At 62.2% G+C, this 16,463-nt stretch carries 18 protein-coding genes; 9 read left to right on the forward strand and 9 right to left on the reverse strand.

The features are described 5' to 3' along the window. The first annotated feature begins 104 nt into the window (after positions 1 to 104). A complete protein-coding gene (locus AMK05_RS14010; protein ID WP_064839335.1) occupies positions 105 to 1,085 on the forward strand; it encodes an SDR family oxidoreductase in 981 nt (326 codons plus the stop codon). A 36-nt stretch (positions 1,086 to 1,121) separates the two neighbouring features. Here the strand turns inward: AMK05_RS14010 and AMK05_RS14015 are convergent, their stop codons facing one another. Further along, positions 1,122 to 1,907 (reverse strand): nucleotidyltransferase domain-containing protein, encoded by a 786-nt coding sequence (locus AMK05_RS14015; protein ID WP_442966231.1) that lies wholly within the window; start codon positions 1,905 to 1,907, stop codon positions 1,122 to 1,124. Positions 1,908 to 2,149: 242 nt separating this feature from the next. On the opposite strand from AMK05_RS14015, the gene AMK05_RS14020 reads away from it, so the two are divergent. Both AMK05_RS14020 and AMK05_RS14025 read left to right on the forward strand, forming a co-directional pair. After that, complete coding sequence (locus tag AMK05_RS14020) at positions 2,150 to 2,845, forward strand: fumarylacetoacetate hydrolase family protein (RefSeq protein ID WP_064839336.1); 696 nt, start codon at positions 2,150 to 2,152, stop codon at positions 2,843 to 2,845. A gap of 10 nt (positions 2,846 to 2,855) precedes the next feature. Then, positions 2,856 to 3,386: a gamma carbonic anhydrase family protein gene (locus tag AMK05_RS14025; RefSeq protein ID WP_064839338.1), complete on the forward strand. Its 531-nt coding sequence runs from the start codon at positions 2,856 to 2,858 to the stop codon at positions 3,384 to 3,386. Between the two features lie 181 nt (positions 3,387 to 3,567). Here the strand turns inward: AMK05_RS14025 and AMK05_RS14030 are convergent, their stop codons facing one another. Next, positions 3,568 to 3,969, reverse strand: coding sequence for a hypothetical protein (locus AMK05_RS14030; protein WP_064841380.1), 402 nt, complete (start codon positions 3,967 to 3,969; stop codon positions 3,568 to 3,570). A gap of 233 nt (positions 3,970 to 4,202) precedes the next feature. After that, complete coding sequence (locus AMK05_RS14035; RefSeq protein WP_064839340.1) at positions 4,203 to 4,775, reverse strand: transglutaminase-like cysteine peptidase; 573 nt, start codon at positions 4,773 to 4,775, stop codon at positions 4,203 to 4,205. 191 nt (positions 4,776 to 4,966) lie between these two features. On the opposite strand from AMK05_RS14035, the gene AMK05_RS14040 reads away from it, so the two are divergent. Next, positions 4,967 to 6,211 (forward strand): hypothetical protein, encoded by a 1,245-nt coding sequence (locus tag AMK05_RS14040; protein ID WP_064839342.1) that lies wholly within the window; start codon positions 4,967 to 4,969, stop codon positions 6,209 to 6,211. A 468-nt stretch (positions 6,212 to 6,679) separates the two neighbouring features. On the opposite strand, the gene AMK05_RS14045 is transcribed toward AMK05_RS14040, so the two are convergent. Genes AMK05_RS14045 through AMK05_RS14055 form a run of 3 tightly spaced genes read right to left on the reverse strand, consistent with a single transcriptional unit; the run spans position 6,680 to position 8,797 of the window. After that, positions 6,680 to 7,078, reverse strand: coding sequence for a Fur family transcriptional regulator (locus tag AMK05_RS14045; protein WP_064839344.1), 399 nt, complete (start codon positions 7,076 to 7,078; stop codon positions 6,680 to 6,682). After that, a complete protein-coding gene (gene znuB, locus AMK05_RS14050; protein WP_064839346.1) occupies positions 7,075 to 7,890 on the reverse strand; it encodes a zinc ABC transporter permease subunit ZnuB in 816 nt (271 codons plus the stop codon). The genes AMK05_RS14045 and znuB overlap by 4 nt, the downstream gene beginning before the upstream one ends. Next, positions 7,883 to 8,797: an ATP-binding cassette domain-containing protein gene (locus AMK05_RS14055; protein ID WP_064839348.1), complete on the reverse strand. Its 915-nt coding sequence runs from the start codon at positions 8,795 to 8,797 to the stop codon at positions 7,883 to 7,885. Before AMK05_RS14055 ends, znuB begins: the two co-directional genes overlap by 8 nt. Positions 8,798 to 8,898: 101 nt before the next feature. Between AMK05_RS14055 and znuA the strand changes: the two genes are divergently transcribed. The 3 genes from znuA to AMK05_RS35240 all read left to right on the forward strand — a co-directional run bounded on the left by znuA (position 8,899) and on the right by AMK05_RS35240 (position 11,428). Then, on the forward strand, positions 8,899 to 9,939 hold the full coding sequence (znuA, locus tag AMK05_RS14060; protein WP_064839350.1) for a zinc ABC transporter substrate-binding protein ZnuA: 1,041 nt from the start codon (positions 8,899 to 8,901) through the stop codon (positions 9,937 to 9,939). A gap of 110 nt (positions 9,940 to 10,049) precedes the next feature. Beyond that, a complete protein-coding gene (zigA, locus tag AMK05_RS14065) occupies positions 10,050 to 11,255 on the forward strand; it encodes a zinc metallochaperone GTPase ZigA (protein WP_064839351.1) in 1,206 nt (401 codons plus the stop codon). Beyond that, a complete protein-coding gene (locus tag AMK05_RS35240; RefSeq protein WP_171899788.1) occupies positions 11,252 to 11,428 on the forward strand; it encodes a hypothetical protein in 177 nt (58 codons plus the stop codon). Before zigA ends, AMK05_RS35240 begins: the two co-directional genes overlap by 4 nt. 198 nt (positions 11,429 to 11,626) lie before the next feature. Here AMK05_RS35240 and AMK05_RS14070 read toward each other — a convergent pair whose 3' ends face one another. After that, on the reverse strand, positions 11,627 to 11,953 hold the full coding sequence (locus AMK05_RS14070; protein WP_064839352.1) for an RcnB family protein: 327 nt from the start codon (positions 11,951 to 11,953) through the stop codon (positions 11,627 to 11,629). 310 nt (positions 11,954 to 12,263) lie between these two features. On the opposite strand from AMK05_RS14070, the gene AMK05_RS14075 reads away from it, so the two are divergent. Beyond that, positions 12,264 to 12,647: a VOC family protein gene (locus tag AMK05_RS14075; RefSeq protein ID WP_064841381.1), complete on the forward strand. Its 384-nt coding sequence runs from the start codon at positions 12,264 to 12,266 to the stop codon at positions 12,645 to 12,647. A 177-nt stretch (positions 12,648 to 12,824) separates the two neighbouring features. Then, positions 12,825 to 14,156 (forward strand): hemolysin family protein, encoded by a 1,332-nt coding sequence (locus tag AMK05_RS14080; RefSeq protein ID WP_064839353.1) that lies wholly within the window; start codon positions 12,825 to 12,827, stop codon positions 14,154 to 14,156. A 39-nt stretch (positions 14,157 to 14,195) separates the two neighbouring features. Here AMK05_RS14080 and chrA read toward each other — a convergent pair whose 3' ends face one another. After that, positions 14,196 to 15,617, reverse strand: a complete 1,422-nt coding sequence (gene chrA, locus AMK05_RS14085) for a chromate efflux transporter (RefSeq protein ID WP_064839355.1) — start codon at positions 15,615 to 15,617, stop codon at positions 14,196 to 14,198. Between the two features lies 1 nt (position 15,618). Beyond that, positions 15,619 to 16,434 (reverse strand): chromate resistance protein ChrB domain-containing protein, encoded by an 816-nt coding sequence (locus AMK05_RS14090; RefSeq protein WP_064839357.1) that lies wholly within the window; start codon positions 16,432 to 16,434, stop codon positions 15,619 to 15,621. Positions 16,435 to 16,463 lie beyond the last annotated feature (29 nt).

Genomic DNA, 16,463 nt, shown 5'->3' on the forward strand with positions numbered 1-16,463 from the left:
GCTCATTCCCATGCTCCCAGCGGAGTTTTGCGGGAGACGCCCGCCGTCTTTCGCGCTATGAAGAATGGTCAGAATTCCCGCCCATAGACCCCGAGGTCACTTCCATGACTTTGAAAGTTCTCTTCATTGGCGGCACCGGCCAGATCTCCTATCCATGCGTCGAGCGTGCCGTTGCCGAGGGTCATCATGTCAGCGTCTACAATCGCGGCTTGAGAAGTGCTGCCTTGCCCGCGGGGGTGACCTCGATCGTCGGCGAATTGGGATCGAACACCTATGCGGATCGCGCCAAGGCCAATTATGACGTCGTCTGCCAATTCATCGCCTTCACCCCGGATCAAGTGGAGCGCGACATCGCGCTGTTCTCGGGCAATTGCGGCCAGTATATTTTCATCTCTTCGGCCTCCGTCTATGAAAAGCCGCCGCGTCACTACGTGATCACCGAGGAGACGCCGGCGATCAATCCCTACTGGCCTTACAGCCAGGCCAAGATCGCCTGCGAAGACCTGCTCAAAAAGGCCGGCAACCTCGCCTGGACGATCGTCCGCCCCAGCCACACCGTCCGCACCGGCCTGCCGATCATGATGGGCGACAGCGATGTCATGGCGAGACGCATGCTGGACGGTGAACCCATCATCGTAGCGGGCGACGGCCACACGCCCTGGACGCTGACCCGCTCAATCGATTTCGCCGGGCCTTTCGTCGGGCTTTTCGGCAAACGAGCCGCGCTCAACGATATTTTCCACATCACCTCCGATCGCGCGCATATCTGGGACGATATCCAAAAGACGATCGCAAGATTGCTGGGCGCCGAAGTGAAGATCGTCCACGTGCCGACGGACACGCTGATCCGGTACAATCCGGAATGGGCAGGCCCGCTGCTCGGCGACAAGGCCTGGACGGCGATCTTCGATAATTCGAAGGTCAAGCGCGTCGCGGGCGACTTCACCTGCGCCGAGAGCCTCGATGAAATCCTGGCCGAGCCGATCATGCACCTCAAGCAGCGTCTGGCCACAAGCCGTCCGCCGAGGGGTGAACTCGATGCTCTGATCGACAGGATCTGCGCGGCCCAAGGCGCACTCGGCTAGGATCAGGCTCCTGAGCGCTTGCGCCTGGCAGCCTGGTTATTCCAGGCGCCGTGCCTCCAGCGGCGCGTCCTGCCTGAAGCCTTCGAAATAGCGGCCGCCATGCAAGGCAAGCTCGCCGTCGGCGAAAGCCAGCAATCTCGCACCCTCGCCGCCAGCCGCCAGCCTGAAGGCCGCGTCGAATTCCGCCGCCAGTTGCGCATCGAGCCTGCCGATAAGACGCGGCGCCCACTTTCCGCGACCGGTCCATTCGCCGCGTCCGAGGAGAATGAGATCGGCGAGCTTCTGATAGAGTTGCGCGGCGATCGCCGCGATTTCTTCGGGCGGGCGCGTCCCACGCAGATCGGCAAGATCGGTGACCTGATAGCGCAGCATATCGTAGCGCGCCCCGGCAAGCGGTTGCGGCCCTGCAGCCAGCATTGCCGCCGCCTTAGCCTGCACGAGATGCGCGCGCTTGATATCCGGTCCCACTACGCGACCCGTGGCGACCATGCTGGCCATGACAGGGCAGCCGCTCTCCGCGTCGGCATGGATATAATGCGCCAGCGTCTCTTCATCGTGGACAAAGGCCTCGACCGGGAAGCCCTCATGGGTGAAGGATTCCCGCCAGGCTCGTTCCACCGACGAAAACACGACGACGAGGTCGATATCCGAAAAGGCTGTACCTTCGCCGCGCAGCAGCGAGCCGGTGGCGTAAGCGAAAGCGGCCCCGGTATAACGGTTGGCGAAGCAGCGGCGGGCGGCGGCGAGCGCCCGCTCCGCAAGAATATGTTTCTGGATATCGTCCACGATCTCGTCCTCGAATGGCCACAGACGAGCGGACATGAAAAAACCCGCTCGTTTCCGGCGGGTTGGGTCTCGGCAGCAATGAACGGAATTCAGTTCACGCGCCTGCTACCCACCGCCCAGGCGGTGGTGCTAGACATCATCGAAACTGCAAAAATCCCGTTCATACAGGCAAGGGTATCCCCTGCCGGCGGGAGCGTCAATCTGCTGAGAATGCTTCCCCGGCGCATTGTTTTCCGTCTAAGATGCCCCAAGACTCGTCAACCAGGAAGAGCCCGCTCATGTCCGATCCCGCCACTGTCATCCCGCTTCCCAAACCGGTTCTGCTGCCGGTCGAAGGCAGCGATGAGCGCTTTCCGGTGCGTCGCGTCTATTGCGTCGGGCGCAATTATGCCGACCATGCGATCGAAATGGGCCATGATCCCACCCGCGAACCTCCCTTCTTCTTCCAGAAGAATGCCGAGAACCTGCTGCCGGCAGGCAGCGCTTTTCCCTATCCGCCCCTCTCAAAGGACGTGCATTACGAGGTCGAATGCGTGCTGGCGCTGAAATCCGGCGGCGCGAATATCGAGGCCGGGCAAGCGCTCGACTGCATTTACGGCTATGCCGTCGGCATCGATTTCACCCGGCGCGACCTGCAGGGCGAGGCCAAGAAGCTCGGCCGCCCCTGGGAAGTCGCCAAAGCCTTCGAACATTCGGCCCCCGTTTCGGCCATCATACCGGCGAGCCGCCTCGGCCACCCCGGCGAAGGCCGGATCTGGCTGGAGCAGAACGGCAAGCGGGTCCAGGACGGCAATCTCAACCAGATGATCTGGAAGGTGCCGGAGATCATCGCCGAGCTGTCGAAGCTCTTTACCCTGGCGCCCGGCGATATCATCATGACGGGCACGCCCGCAGGCGTCGGCGCGGTTACCAGGGGCGACCGCATCAGTTGCGGCATCGACGGCGTCGCCACCTTATCGGTCGAGGTCGTCTGAGGAGAGAGCCATGCCCGTCTATGCGCTCGGCGGATCGACGCCGAAACTGCCCGCCGCCGGCCTCTATTGGATCGCACCGGACGCCAATATCATCGGCCAGGTCGAACTCGGCGAGAATGTCGGCGTCTGGTTCGGCGCCGTGCTGCGCGGCGACAACGAGAAGATTACCGTCGGCGAAGGCACCAATATCCAGGAAGGCGTGATGGCCCATACCGACATGGGCTTCCCGCTGACCACGGGCAAAGGCTGCACCATCGGCCACCACGCCATCCTCCACGGCTGCACGCTGGGAGACAATGTGCTGATCGGCATGGGCGCCACGATCCTGAACGGCGCCAAGATCGGCAACAATTGCCTCGTCGGTGCTAATGCGCTGGTGACCGAAGGCAAACAATTCCCCGACAATTCCCTGATTGTCGGGGCGCCTGCCCGCGCCGTGCGTCTGCTCGACGACGCCGCAATCGACGCCATCCGCCGCTCGGCGGAAAACTACGTGGCCAACTGGCAACGCTTCGCTCGCGATCTCAAGCAGATCGGCTGATCGGGCAATTGAGAAGTGGTGGCCAGTCCCTCCTGGGTGCACCTCCAGATGAGGCCGGAGAGAGGTGGCAGTCTACGGCGCAGGCGTCTTTTCAGACGCGCAAGGAAGGCTGCGGCATTTCGAATTGCTGTCGCGGCCAGGCATCCGGCTGACAGCTCCAGGCCGATCTCGTTGAAAAACCTTATTCGGCAGCTTCGAGAAACTGGCTGTTTCGTGAGGAAGAGGCAAGAGCCTGAACCCTGGCTTCCGCCTTGGCGATCAGCTGGTAGAATTCGTCCTGCGCTTCGACATCCAATTGAATGACGGCATTGACGTCATCCGGCGTATCGCAAACGCAGGCGACAGCCGAAATGGGACAGATGCCGCCGGGGTAACGCTTGCCGGTTCCGGTATAGGCGCGACGGCCCCAACGCTCGGAATAGACCGTTTCTTCCCGCTCGAGATGCAGGATCGTTCCCTTGCAGGCAGTCACAATCGCCGCCTTGCCGTAGGCGAACCAATGATAGTTCAGCTTTCGGAGAATATATTTGCCGGTGATATCTTCGCCAGCCAGTTCGGCAGGGTTTTCAATCATTCTGATCATGAAGGCTTCCCTCAACGTTTGCAGAATATCCTTCATCTCTCCTTACGCGGCAAGTCAAAAAACGCTGCTTTTGGAGGCACTTAGTCACAAAGTGTTTCCGATTCTTACATCAGGCGCGCACCAGGCGCCGGGTTGGACACACAATTCTTCGTCGAATTTACCGCTATCTGCACCCAATTTTGGCGTTGTTCGCGGTGGCGCCGGGCATCTTGGCGTCTAAACGGCGACGCCCCTTAAGAGAACTCACCCGCGCGGGGACCGGCAAGCGTCACGCGCCAACTCGTCCGCGATTGGAAATCCTGAGTGGCCAGAAACGTATAGCCCGTCGTGCGCCAGGGCCTGACCGCGCTGCTCAGATTGTCGAGCACAAAATCGCCGCCATCCGTCCGGGCAATGAGAACGACATGGTTTTGATCATGCGGCCCAATGACCACCGAAAGCGCCAGCCGGTTCGATGGAAAACCAGCCTCGACCAGGTCCTTCATCTTCTGGAGAGCGTAGTCCTCACAGTCGCCACGGCCCGCAACCGGGAGCGACCAGACATCTCCGTGGGAAGACGGACGGTCTTCTGCGGGAACAATGCGTCCGTTTACGGCACGGTTGACCTTTTGAAGAAGCGCTATGCCTGCCGTGTCGTCCCGCTGTTGCCCCGCCATCCTGCCGCACAGCCACTTGTACTTGGCGCAGGCCGCCGCGAAGCCAACGGGCGCGCCGATGCTTCGCGTCACAGGCAGCGACGACCCGGCAACAGCCTGGAAAGGCACAAGAAAACATAAAATTGCAGCAAGAGAAAAGAGGCGCTTCATAGCCGATTCTCCTTATTTCCTCGCAGACAATAACACGGCAGGAATAAAAATTTATTAAAATTTTATACTTGCGAATTTAACCTTATTGTAGGAGCGACACAGATTAACCATCGATTATTATTCACGTTAATTCATTGTTAGTATAAGAAATCTCCCCATTAACATTCGGTTAACCTTGGGAGACGGTTGAAATGATCAGCAGAGCATCGAAATTCAGCGTCGCCGTTGCTTTTCTTCTGGCAAGCAGCAGCCTGGCAACGGCAGCCCCGGCAGTCGTGAATTGCAATACCGCCGTGCGCGGCACACTCGAATACCGGCTGTGCATGCCGACGCGATCCATTCCGGCCGGCAGCAAGTTCAGCCCGAGGGATAGCGACCCCAACAGCCTGGGCACCGGCGGCGGCAAGAAGTCATCGAGCACCAGCTCGACTTCCGAGAACAGCGGTAAAGGCGGCGGTGATCAGGTTGCGGACGGCGGCGGAAACGGCACTGACGACAACGGTAGCGACGACACCGGCGACAACGGCGACAATGGTGGCGACGACACCGGCAACAATGGTGGCGACGACAACGGTCACGGCCACGGCCACGGCCATGGCCATGGCCACGACCATCATGGCGATGGCAAGGGCGGCAAAGATCATGATCATGGCAAGGGCGGCCATGGCAAAGACAACCACGGCGGCAAGGACCATGACCATCACCGCGGCGACAAAGGCGGCAAGGATCACGGACACGGCAAGGACGGCCCGGGCAAAGGCGACAAGGAAGGTCACGGCAAAGGTGGCAAGGACGGCCGTGGCAAGGGCGACAACGACGGTCCGGGCAAGGGTAGCAACGACGGTCCAGGCAAGGGCGACAGTGACGGCCCTGGAAAGAGCGATAACGGCGGCTCTGGCAAGAGTGACAATAGCGGCTCCGGCAAGAGCGACAATGGCGGCTCCGGCAAGGGCGATAATGGCGGCTCCGGCAAGGGCGACAATGGCGGCTCCGGCAAGGGCGACAATGGCGGCTCCGGCAAGAGCGACAATGGCGGCTCCGGCAAGAGCGACAATGGCGGCTCCGGCAAGGGCGACAATGGCGGCTCCGGCAAGAGCGACAATGGCGGCTCCGGCAAGAGCGACAATGGCGGCTCCGGCAAGAGCGACAATGGCGGCTCCGGCAAGGGCGATAATGGCGGCTCCGGCAAGGGCGACAATGGCGGCTCTGGAAAGAGCGACAATGGCGGCTCCGGCAAGAGCGACAATGGCGGCTCCGGCAAGAGCGACAATGGCGGCTCCGGCAAGAGCGATAATGGCGGTTCCGGCAAGGGCGATAATGGCGGCTCCGGCAAGGGCGACAATGGCGGCTCCGGCAAGAGCGATAATGGCGGCTCTGGCAAGAGCGATAACGGCGACTCTGGCAAAGGCGGTTCCGGCAAGGGCGGATCGAACTGAGCTTGCCATTACGGCAGCGTAAAAGGTGAGGCCGGTCTCCGGCCTCACCTTTCTCGGCTTCAGCGTCAATCAGCGGCCATTGCCATTCTGAAAAAGAGAAATGGCGACAAACCCGGTAGGCTTGGCTTCTCCCGGCAGATTATTCGGCAATTGTCTGGTCTACGGTATAAGGGCTATCTCCCTCCGCCAACACAAGATCTGGCGGAAAACACCCACCCCACCCTCCTGTGCTCGTCACAGGAATCCAGCGCGCCCAAGGCCTTGGGCGCGAGACACTCTTTGAAAATTAAGGAAGTCATTCACCGCGCGGACGCGCGGTGGCTGGATTCCTGTGACATCCCTCGGGCGAAGCCCGAGGCCACAGGAATGAGGGTGGAGGGAGCGGCGCTCTCCGCCAACTTTCCCCCGTCACATTTCTCCTCTGCTGCCTGTCAGCGAGATGCGACCTGCTAAAGAACGCCGCACGCCCTACGCCGCACAGGCCTCGCACAAACCGCGGATCTCGATCGTCGTCTTCTCGGGCTTGAACTTCTGCCCTCGCACCCAGCCCATCAGCCGGTGGTCGACCTCGTGGTCGTGGAACTCCATCACCTGGCCGCAGCTTTCGCAGATGGCGAAGGCGACGATGCCGTGGCTGTGGCAGTCGTCGCCCGGATGGGCGCAGGCGACGAAGGAATTGATGCTCTCCAGCCGGTGGACGACACCGTATTCGAGCAACTTTTCCAGCGCCCGGTAGACCTGCAGCGGCGCGCGAAAACCGTGATCGCGCAGCTTGTCGAGGATGGTATAGGCGCTGAGCGGCCCTTCGGCCTTTTCGAGCACTTCGAAGACCAGCGACTGGTTCTTGGTGAGTTGCGGTGTCGTCATGAGCCTTGTCCTTGCATGACTGCGCGGCGCCGCCTGAGGGGAAGCAGGCTGAGCATGAAGAGGATCAGCGCCGCGACCACGATCGAGGGACCGGAGGGCGTGTCGTAGGTGAGCGAGCCGAACAGCCCGCCGACGACGGCAGCCGCCCCGATGACCGAGGCGAGCACCGCCATGATCTCCGGCGTCGCCGAAAAGCGCCGCGCCGCAGCCGCCGGAATGATCAGCAGCGAGGTGATCAGCATGATGCCGACGATCTTCATGGCGATGGCGATTACCACGGCCATCAGAAGCATGAAGAACAGCCGCGCCCGCTCCGGCTTCAGCCCCTCGGCCTCGGCAAGCTCGGCATTGACGGTTGCCGCCAGCAGCGGCCGCCAGAGCCAGGCCATCGCCACGAGCACGAAGAGCCCTCCACCCCAGATCAGCGCGATGTCGGTCGTTGAAACAGCAAGGATGTCGCCGAACAGGAAGGCGATAAGATCGATCCGCACCCAGCTCATGAAGGCGACCATGACGAGGCCGATCGCCAATGTCGCATGCGAGAGGATGCCGAGCAGCGCATCGGCCGACAGCGCCTGGCGCTTCTGCAGGAAGAGCAGCAACACCGATACGAGAGCTGCGACGGCAAAGACGGCCAGCGTCAGATTGAGTTCGAAGAGCAGCGACAGCGCGACGCCGAGCAGCGCCGAATGGGCGATCGTATCGCCGAAATAGGCCATGCGCCGCCAGATGATGAAGCAGCCGAGCGGCCCTGTCGTCAGTGCCAGCCCGACGCCGGCGAGGATGGCGCGAACGAAGAAATCGTCAAGCATGGCGGCCCTCCCCACTGTGGGAATGAGCATGCGGGTGCTCATCTCCATGATGATCATCATGATCATGGGCGTGAGCATGGTCGTGCGCGTGACCGTCATGCGCATGATGCCCGTCCTCAGGGAAGCAATGATCGGTGACCGTGCCGTCGGCATGCTGCACCCGCCCGTCCGGCAGATGGGTATGGTCATGATGATGGCTGTAGACGGCGAGCGTCTGCGCCGCGCGGCTACCGAACAGGCGCACATATTCCGGGCTGCGGCTGACGGCTTCGGGCGTGCCGCGGCAGCAGACATGGCCGTTGAGGCAGATGACCGTGTCGGTCTCCGCCATGACGACGTGCAGATCGTGCGAGATCAGCAGGATGCCGCAGCCGCTGGCATTGCGGATCGATTTGATCAGATCGTAGAGCGCGATCTCGCCGGAGAAATCGACACCCTGCACCGGCTCGTCGAGCACCAGCAGATCGGGTTTGCGGGCAATGGCGCGCGCCATCAGCGCCCGCTGGAATTCGCCCCCGGAGAGATGCTGCACCTCGGCATTCAGCATATGGTCGATGCCGGCGGCTTCGAGCGCGGCACGCATGTCGCGTTCCGGCAAGGGCCCGGTCAGCGTCATCAGCCGGCGCACCGAAAGCGGCAGCGTCCAGTCGATCGCAAGCTTCTGCGGGACATAGCCGACCTTCAGGCCGGCCAGACGCTCCACCCTGCCCTCATTCGGCGTCAGCACACCGATCGCCGCCTTGGCGCTCGTCGATTTGCCCGAGCCGTTCGGCCCGATCAGCGTGACGATCTCGCCGCGCGAGACAGAAAATTCGACGCCGCGCACAAGCCAGCGGCCGTTGCGCAGAACGCCGACATTCTCAAGCGAAACCAGCGGTTCGCCCTTCGTATTTGCGGGAGAGAGCATCAAATTTTCCGACAGCGCTGTTGCATCCTGCTATTGCACACGTTATAGCATAACGCAATTGATGTAATAACATAACATCTGCAATTCAAGCGGAGCATCCGATGATACGCGCCCTGGGCCCAGCCCTGAAGACCTTGGCCCTTAGAATTCCGGCCGCCCTCGCCCTCCCGGCGCTGGCCGTGCCCGTCCTGCTCTTTGCCGGCACCATGCAGGCGGCCGACGCGCCCGTGGTCGTCACCTCGATCAAGCCGATCCATTCGCTGGTTGCAGCGATCATGCAGGGTGTAGGCGAACCGGAACTGATCGTCGATGGCGCCGCCTCCCCGCATACCTACAGCCTAAAGCCGTCGAATGCGCGCGCGCTCCAGGAAGCCAAGGTGATCTTCTGGACCGGCCCCGGTCTCGAGGCTTTCCTGGAAAAGCCGTTGCAGGCGCTCGGCTCGAAGGCCAGCATCGCCGAACTCGACAATGCCCCCGGCCTCGTCAAGCTGCCCTTCCGCGAAGGCGGCGCCTTCGAGCCGCATGAGGATGGCGATGAGCACCATGGCGCTTCGGCCGAAGGTGAAGACCACGATCATGCCGCCGATACCATGCACGACCATGACCATGAGCATGAGCATGGCGCCTTCGACACGCATCTCTGGCTCGACCCGATGAATGCCAAGGCGATGGCCGCCATGATCACCACGACGCTGGTCGCCGCCGATCCCGCCAATGCGCTGACCTACCAGGCCAATGCCAAGGCGCTGGACGACGAACTGACGGCGCTTGACAAGGAGATCGCCGCCACTGTCGCTCCCGTCAAGAACAAGCCGTTCATCGTCTTCCACGACGCTTACCAGTATTTCGAGCACCGCTACGGCATCCGCGTCGCCGGTTCGATCACCGTCAGCCCGGAAACCATTCCCGGTGCGGAGCGCGTTTCGGAGATCCACCGCAAGGTCGGCGAACTCGGCGCCACCTGCGTCTTTGCCGAACCGCAATTCGAGCCGCGCCTCGTCAGTGTCGTCACCGAGGGCACGAGCGCCAGGTCCGGCGTGCTCGACCCCGAAGCGGCAACGCTGAAGGCCGGCCCCGATCTCTACTTCACCCTCATGCGCGGCATCGCCGAGAGCATGAAGGATTGCCTCTCCAGCGCATGATTGTCATGCGGCACCGCAGGGAGAGCTGAGGCGGAAAGAGGCGGATGACCCCGTTCCGCCTTTTTTCGGCTCAATTTATGTAATGATATAACATTAATAAGTGAGGTTTCGTGGACAACAGACTTCCGGTCACGGTGCTCTCCGGCTTTCTCGGCGCCGGCAAGACGACGCTGCTCAATCACGTGCTCGCCAATCGCGAAGGCATGCGCGTTGCCGTCATCGTCAACGACATGAGCGAGGTGAATATCGACGCCGCGCTCGTGCGCGATGGCGGCGCCAATCTCTCTCGCACCGAGGAGCAACTGGTCGAGATGACCAACGGCTGCATCTGCTGCACGCTGCGCGACGACCTGTTGAAGGAAGTGCGCCAGCTCGCTGATCAGGGCCGCTTCGATTACCTGCTGATCGAATCCACTGGCATCGCCGAGCCCCTGCCGGTCGCCACCACCTTCGAATTCCGCGACGAGAACGGTCAGAGCCTTTCCGACATCGCGAGGCTGGATACGATGGTGACCGTCGTCGACGCCGCCAACCTGCTCGCCGATTATGCCTCCGCCGACTTCCTCGCCGACCGCGGCGAAACGGCAGGCGATGGCGATACCAGAACCATCGTCGACCTGCTGGTCGAGCAGATCGAATTCGCCGATGTCGTGGTGCTGAACAAGATCGGCAGGGCAAGCGAAGCGGAACGCGACGCCGCGCGGAAAATCATCACCGGCCTCAACCCGGATGCGCAGCTGATCGAGGCGGATTTCGGCAAGGTGGCGCTGAGAGAGGTACTCGGCACCGGCCGCTTCGATATCGACAAAGCCGAGACCCATCCGCTCTGGTACAAGGAGCTGCACGGCTTCAAGGACCATGTGCCGGAGACCGAGGAATACGGCATCCGCTCCTTCGTCTATCGCGAAAAGCGGCCCTTTCATCCGGCAAAATTGCAGGCCTTTCTCGACAGGACATGGCCCGGCGTGGTGCGCGCCAAAGGATTCTTCTGGCTGGCGACGCGCCCGCATCATGTCGGCGAGATCAGCCAGGCGGGCGCGCTCGTGCGCACCGGCAAGATGGGTCTCTGGTGGGCGGCGGTGCCGCGCGAACAATGGCCGCTGGATCAAGGCTTCCTGAACGCCCTCGGCCCCTATCTCGACCCCGTCTGGGGCGACCGCCGCCAGGAAATCGTCTTCATCGGCGCCGATCCGATGGACGAGGCTTGGATCAGGCGAGAACTCGACGCCTGTCTTGTCGAAACCGAAGCCTTCACGCCCGACCGCTGGCGCAACCTGCCCGACCCTTTCGCCAGTTGGAACAGGCAGGCGGCATGAAGGCGACGGCAATCGAATCCTACCGCTGCATCTGCACGGAATGTGAACCGCTGCCGCCGATCGACGGGCTGCATCCGTTGACGCATGAGGGGAATGGCGAGGTTGATCGAACACCAAAGGGATTGCTTGGTATTATCGCCAAGAGGATGACGGCTGCACGGCGGCAGAATTAGGCGGGGCCGCTCCCCACGCTCCCTCATCCCTGTCCTCGGGAGCCCGAGGACAGGGATGAGGGAGCGTGGGGAGAGCAACGACGCTGATCGAGACGGCGTTCTGCACCAGACGGTGTCTTCACACAAGTCACCAACGGAAGCTCTACACCCCTCCCAGAACCGGAAAGGGCGGCCAAAGCCACCCTTCCCTTGTCCCCATCAGCGACCCGCAGTGATGCTGGAGATCACACCGCTGGTGACGCCGATCAGCAGGTAGTCATTGTCGGCGCGGACCCAGCGATAGCCGCGCGGCGGGGGCGCCAGCCGGTAACGGCGGTAGTCGTTGACGTCGTGAAAGCGGCGACGCTCGCTGGCGTTGACGCGGTAGCCCTTCTTCCAGTGCGGCCGCACGACCGTTTTCTCGACGATCACCTTCTTCTGCACGACGACAGGCGGGCGGCGATAATCATCAGCGCTGGCCTGGGAGACAACCATCGGGGAGAGAAGGAAGGAAGCGGATAGGAGAGCTGCAAAAATCTTTTTCATGTCGGGCTCCTTATGTTCGGCGCAGGAGGAAACTAGGCCCGAAAAGATGAACCGAAACTGAAATTTAAATTAAACTTTCGTAATGGAATCCGAGGCCTGGGGCGCAGGGCTTATATTCCAGGTTAGACTTATGCACCTTTATGAATAACAGGGGCTGCAACCGGCAAGGCGCCCCTGAAGATCCGATTCGATTTTCGGAGGGATTGGGCGCAGATTCATTCATGGAGCATCCTTTGCGCGTCCGATCCAGCGCCCGGCGCTGTCGGATCATCGTGTGGGATCGCTCGATCTAACAGTGATGGAGGAAATCATGCCCGGCATCAGCATGCGCTACATCGTCGACGACGTCGACGCCGCCCTGGAATTCTACACGAAACATCTTGGCTTCTCAGTCGCTCTTCATCCCGCGCCCAGCTTTGCCATCCTGACAAGAGATGGTTTTCGTCTGCTCGTCAGCGGCACGACCGGTCCGGGCGGCGCGTCCCAGGCAATGCCCGACGGGCGAAAACCTGAACCCGGCGGATGGAATCGCATCCAGATCGAAGTCGCCGACTTGGAGGCGGAAGTTGCCACGCTGCGCCAGGCGGGCGCGCGTTTTCGCAACGAGATCGTGCAGGGCATTGGCGGCAAGCAGATCCTGCTCGAGGACCCGGCCGGAAACCCGATCGAACTCTTCGAAGCGCCGAAGAGATAAACGCCAGGCGCATCAATCATGCGTGCGACTGCGCATTCTTGCGTGCAGCACCAAGAAACCGCACATCTGACGACAGCCGGCATCGGCATCACCGCTGGAAGAATGGCGACCCGCGCCTTGCTACCTGTGTGCGAGCGTGTAGTTTCGGGCGAGCAGCAATTCAGAGGTAGGGAAAATATGTCCGAATCCGCGGGCGGCGTCTTCGACTATGTCGGGATACTAGCCGTGCTTCTTCTCGTCGCCGCCAACGGCTTCTTCGTCGCCGCCGAATTCGCGCTGGTTTCGGTCAGGCGCAGCCGCGTTACCGAACTTGCCGCGGCAGGCCGCATGAACGCCTCCGCCCTCCAGCGCGCCGTCGACAATCTCGATGCCAACCTTGCCGCCACCCAGCTCGGCATCACCATCTCGTCGCTGGCGCTCGGCTGGGTCGGCGAACCGGCGCTTGCCCACCTGATCGAGCCGCTGCTGTCCTGGCTGCCCGGGCAATGGGCGGCAACCGGCGCGCATACCGTCGCCATCGTCATTGCCTTCGTCATCATCACGGCACTCCACATCGTGCTCGGCGAGCTGGCGCCGAAAAGCCTGGCGCTTCAGCGCAGCGAGGCCACCTCGCTTGCCGTGGTCCGTCCGCTCGGACTCTTCCTGGTGCTGTTCAAGCCGGCGATCTTTGTTCTGAACGGCATGGGCAATCTTGTGCTCAGGGCCGTCGGCCTTCGCGCCGGAACCGGGGAATCATCGTTCCATTCACCGCAGGAACTCAAGCTGCTGGTCGCCGAAAGCCAGGAGGCCGGCCTTCTCAACCAGGTGCAGCAGCAGCTCGTCGAGCGGGTGTTCAATATCGGCGACAGGCCGATCTCCGACATCATGACCCCGCGTCTCGATATCGAATGGTTCGACGCCGACGACAGCGAGGCCGAGATCCTGAAGACCATCCGCGAATGCAGCCACGAACAATTGCTGGTCGCCCGGGGCTCGATCGACGAACCGATCGGCATGGTGTTGAAGAAGGACCTTCTCGACCAGGTTCTCGACGGCGGCAAGGTCCGGCCGATAGAGGTGATCAAGCAGCCGCTGGTGCTGCATGAGGGCACCTCGGTCGTGCGCGTGCTCGACAGTTTCAAGGCCTCACCTGTCCGCCTCGCCATCGTCATCGACGAATATGGCAGCCTGGAAGGCATCGTCACCCAGACCGACCTGCTCGAAGCCATCGCCGGCGACCTGCCGGGATCCGACGAGGAGCCCGACATCGTCGTCCGCGAGGACGGGTCGCTGCTGATCGACGCGATGATGCCGGCCTTCGACGCCTTCGAACGGCTGGGCCTGCGTGATCGCCCGGATGCCGATTTCCATACGCTTGCGGGCTTCGCGCTGCATCAGCTTCAGCACATCCCTGAAGCCGGCGAAACCTTCGTTTTCGATAGTTGGCGCTTCGAAGTGCTCGATATGGACGGCATGCGCATCGACAAGATGCTGGCGACGCGCATCTCCGCGGAAGGGGCGGAAGGCTGATGCATGTCGCCCAGGATAACGACATGCATAAAATAAGCGTTAGCTGACGGCCAGCGTCCAGAGCATTCCCGATATCGCACAGGCAAGCAGCGTGGTGATGACCGACGTCTTGAACCGGAAGATCGCGATGGCGGCGGCGGCCGACAGCGCCATTGCTGCCGGCACGGCCGATTGCAGCACGGGAATATCGAGCCGCAAGCCGCCAAGATGGACGGTCGCGACATCGGCAAACAGCGTGTGCAGGCCAAACCAGATGGCAAGGTTGAGAATGACCCCGACGACCGCCGCGGTAATTGCCGACATCGCGCCGGCGAGCGCCACATTGCCGCGCAGTTTTTCGATGAAGGGCGCGCCAAGAAAGATCCAGAGGAAACAGGGCACGAACGTCACCCAGGTCGTCAGGATCGCGGCAAGTGTGGCGGCCAGCATCGGATCGAGCGATCCGGGATTGCGATAGGCGCCCATGAAGCCGACGAACTGAAGCACCATGATCAGCGGCCCCGGCGTCGTCTCGGCCATCCCCAAACCATCGAGCATCTCGCCGGGTTTCAGCCAGCCGAAACGCTGCACGGCCTCCTGTGCGACATAGGCGAGCGCTGCATAGGCACCGCCGAAAGTGACGACCGCCATCTTGCTGAAGAACAGACCGATCTCGGTGAAAACGTCGTGTGCCCCGAAAGCCGCATAGAGGGCGGCGACGGGCACGAGCCAGAGCGCCAGCAGCAGCGCCGATATGCGCAGGGACCAACCGAGATTGGGGCGCGCATGATCGGGTATGCCCTCCCCGAGCGCGGACTCGGCATCGGACAGCACCGCACCGCTTCCGGCCTTGTGCCCACCGCCGGTTTGAAAGGCGGCCAACCCGAGCCTGCCGCCGAGGAAGCCGGCGATGGCGGCGGCAAGCACGATCAGCGGGAACGGCACATGGAAGAGGAAGATGGCGACGAAGGCGGCCGCCGCGATCGCAAGCATGACCTTATTCCTGAGCGCGCGGCTGCCGATGCGAATAACGGCCTGCACGACCACGGCAAGCACCGCCGCCTTCAACCCGAAAAACAGGCCGGCGACGATTCCGACGCTGCCATAGGCCGCGTAGATATAGCTGAGGCAGAGGATCGACAGGAATCCGGGCAGGACGAACAGCAGGCCGGCAACCAGACCGCCCAGCGTGCGGTGCATCAGCCAGCCGATATAGACGGCGAGCTGCTGCGCCTCGGGTCCGGGGAGCAGCATGCAATAGTTCAGCGCATGCAGAAAGCGGTGCTCGCCGATCCATCGCTTCTCATCGACGACGATCCGGTGCATGACGGCAATCTGGCCGGCCGGACCACCGAAGCTCAAGGCGGCGACGCGCAGCCACACCTTGAGGGCCTCGCCGAAGGAGACGCCGTGGTGATGCCCCTCGCCCGCATTTCTCTCCATCATTTTGCCCGCGGGGCCGTTGTCCGTCATCTCGGCCATCTCATGCCCTCTTCTTCGGATTGGGCCAGTTGTGGGTTTCCTCGGTCGCGTCCCGGCACCAGCGGAAGAAGGCATCATAGAGAAGCATTCCGGCTTCGAGTTGCTCCAGATCGTCGGAATACATGCGCGACAGGCCGAGCGATGCGGCAAGCAGCCCAGGCGCCTCGGGCGCGAGATCGAGCCTTGCGGTATCCGCCGCCCTGACGATCCGCGCCAGACGAAGGAGCGGCTCCGAAGCCAGGCCGAATTCCTCGACCATCACGTCGAAGGTACAGAGTTCGCCGCGATGGCTCCAGAACACCCCTTCGATATCGAAGGGCACCGCCCCGAAACGCTCGCCGACCGTTAAAACCTCGGGCGCCGGCACGAACAGGAAGACGGCGTTCGGATCGACGAAGCGCCGGATCAGCCAGGGACAGGCGATGCGGTCGATCTTCGGCCGCGCCCGCGTCACCCAGACGGTGCGTCCCTTCGCGTCGCGGCCCGGCAGCTTTTCCTCAGGCACCGCCGCTCCCCCAGCAATCCAGGCTTCGAAGCCGCCTTCGAGACTCTCGGCAGCGATCCCGGCATGGCGCAGATAGGCGGCCACACCGTGGCTGAGCTTGCTGCCTTTTTGACAGACCACAACGACGGCATCGGCATCGACGCTGCCCACCCAGGACGCGACTTCGGCATGGTCGAGCCGGACCGAGCCCGGAACCAGGCGCGGATCGAGCCCGAAGTCCTCCTGAGTGCGGACATCGATAATGCGAGGCGCACCCGGGGTTCCGATGAGGCGGCTGAGTTTGTCGGCAGAAATTTCCAGAAATGACGGCATGACGCGTCCCTCCGTTGATCGGCAATAGT

Source organism: Rhizobium sp. N324, assembly GCF_001664485.1.
In the GTDB taxonomy this organism is placed as follows: domain Bacteria; phylum Pseudomonadota; class Alphaproteobacteria; order Rhizobiales; family Rhizobiaceae; genus Rhizobium.

Coding starts and splice junctions, on each gene's coding strand:
- AMK05_RS14055 (WP_064839348.1), bottom strand. CDS start 8,797: ATGCTCTCTCCCGCAAATACGAAGGGCGAACCGCTGGTTTCGCTTGAG.
- AMK05_RS14015 (WP_442966231.1), bottom strand. CDS start 1,907: ATGTCCGCTCGTCTGTGGCCATTCGAGGACGAGATCGTGGACGATATC.
- AMK05_RS14070 (WP_064839352.1), bottom strand. CDS start 11,953: ATGAAAAAGATTTTTGCAGCTCTCCTATCCGCTTCCTTCCTTCTCTCC.
- AMK05_RS14075 (WP_064841381.1), top strand. CDS start 12,264: ATGCCCGGCATCAGCATGCGCTACATCGTCGACGACGTCGACGCCGCC.
- AMK05_RS35240 (WP_171899788.1), top strand. CDS start 11,252: ATGAAGGCGACGGCAATCGAATCCTACCGCTGCATCTGCACGGAATGT.
- AMK05_RS14030 (WP_064841380.1), bottom strand. CDS start 3,969: ATGATCAGAATGATTGAAAACCCTGCCGAACTGGCTGGCGAAGATATC.
- AMK05_RS14020 (WP_064839336.1), top strand. CDS start 2,150: ATGTCCGATCCCGCCACTGTCATCCCGCTTCCCAAACCGGTTCTGCTG.
- znuB (WP_064839346.1), bottom strand. CDS start 7,890: ATGCTTGACGATTTCTTCGTTCGCGCCATCCTCGCCGGCGTCGGGCTG.
- znuA (WP_064839350.1), top strand. CDS start 8,899: ATGATACGCGCCCTGGGCCCAGCCCTGAAGACCTTGGCCCTTAGAATT.
- AMK05_RS14010 (WP_064839335.1), top strand. CDS start 105: ATGACTTTGAAAGTTCTCTTCATTGGCGGCACCGGCCAGATCTCCTAT.
- AMK05_RS14025 (WP_064839338.1), top strand. CDS start 2,856: ATGCCCGTCTATGCGCTCGGCGGATCGACGCCGAAACTGCCCGCCGCC.
- AMK05_RS14045 (WP_064839344.1), bottom strand. CDS start 7,078: ATGACGACACCGCAACTCACCAAGAACCAGTCGCTGGTCTTCGAAGTG.
- chrA (WP_064839355.1), bottom strand. CDS start 15,617: ATGGCCGAGATGACGGACAACGGCCCCGCGGGCAAAATGATGGAGAGA.
- AMK05_RS14090 (WP_064839357.1), bottom strand. CDS start 16,434: ATGCCGTCATTTCTGGAAATTTCTGCCGACAAACTCAGCCGCCTCATC.
- AMK05_RS14035 (WP_064839340.1), bottom strand. CDS start 4,775: ATGAAGCGCCTCTTTTCTCTTGCTGCAATTTTATGTTTTCTTGTGCCT.
- AMK05_RS14080 (WP_064839353.1), top strand. CDS start 12,825: ATGTCCGAATCCGCGGGCGGCGTCTTCGACTATGTCGGGATACTAGCC.
- AMK05_RS14040 (WP_064839342.1), top strand. CDS start 4,967: ATGATCAGCAGAGCATCGAAATTCAGCGTCGCCGTTGCTTTTCTTCTG.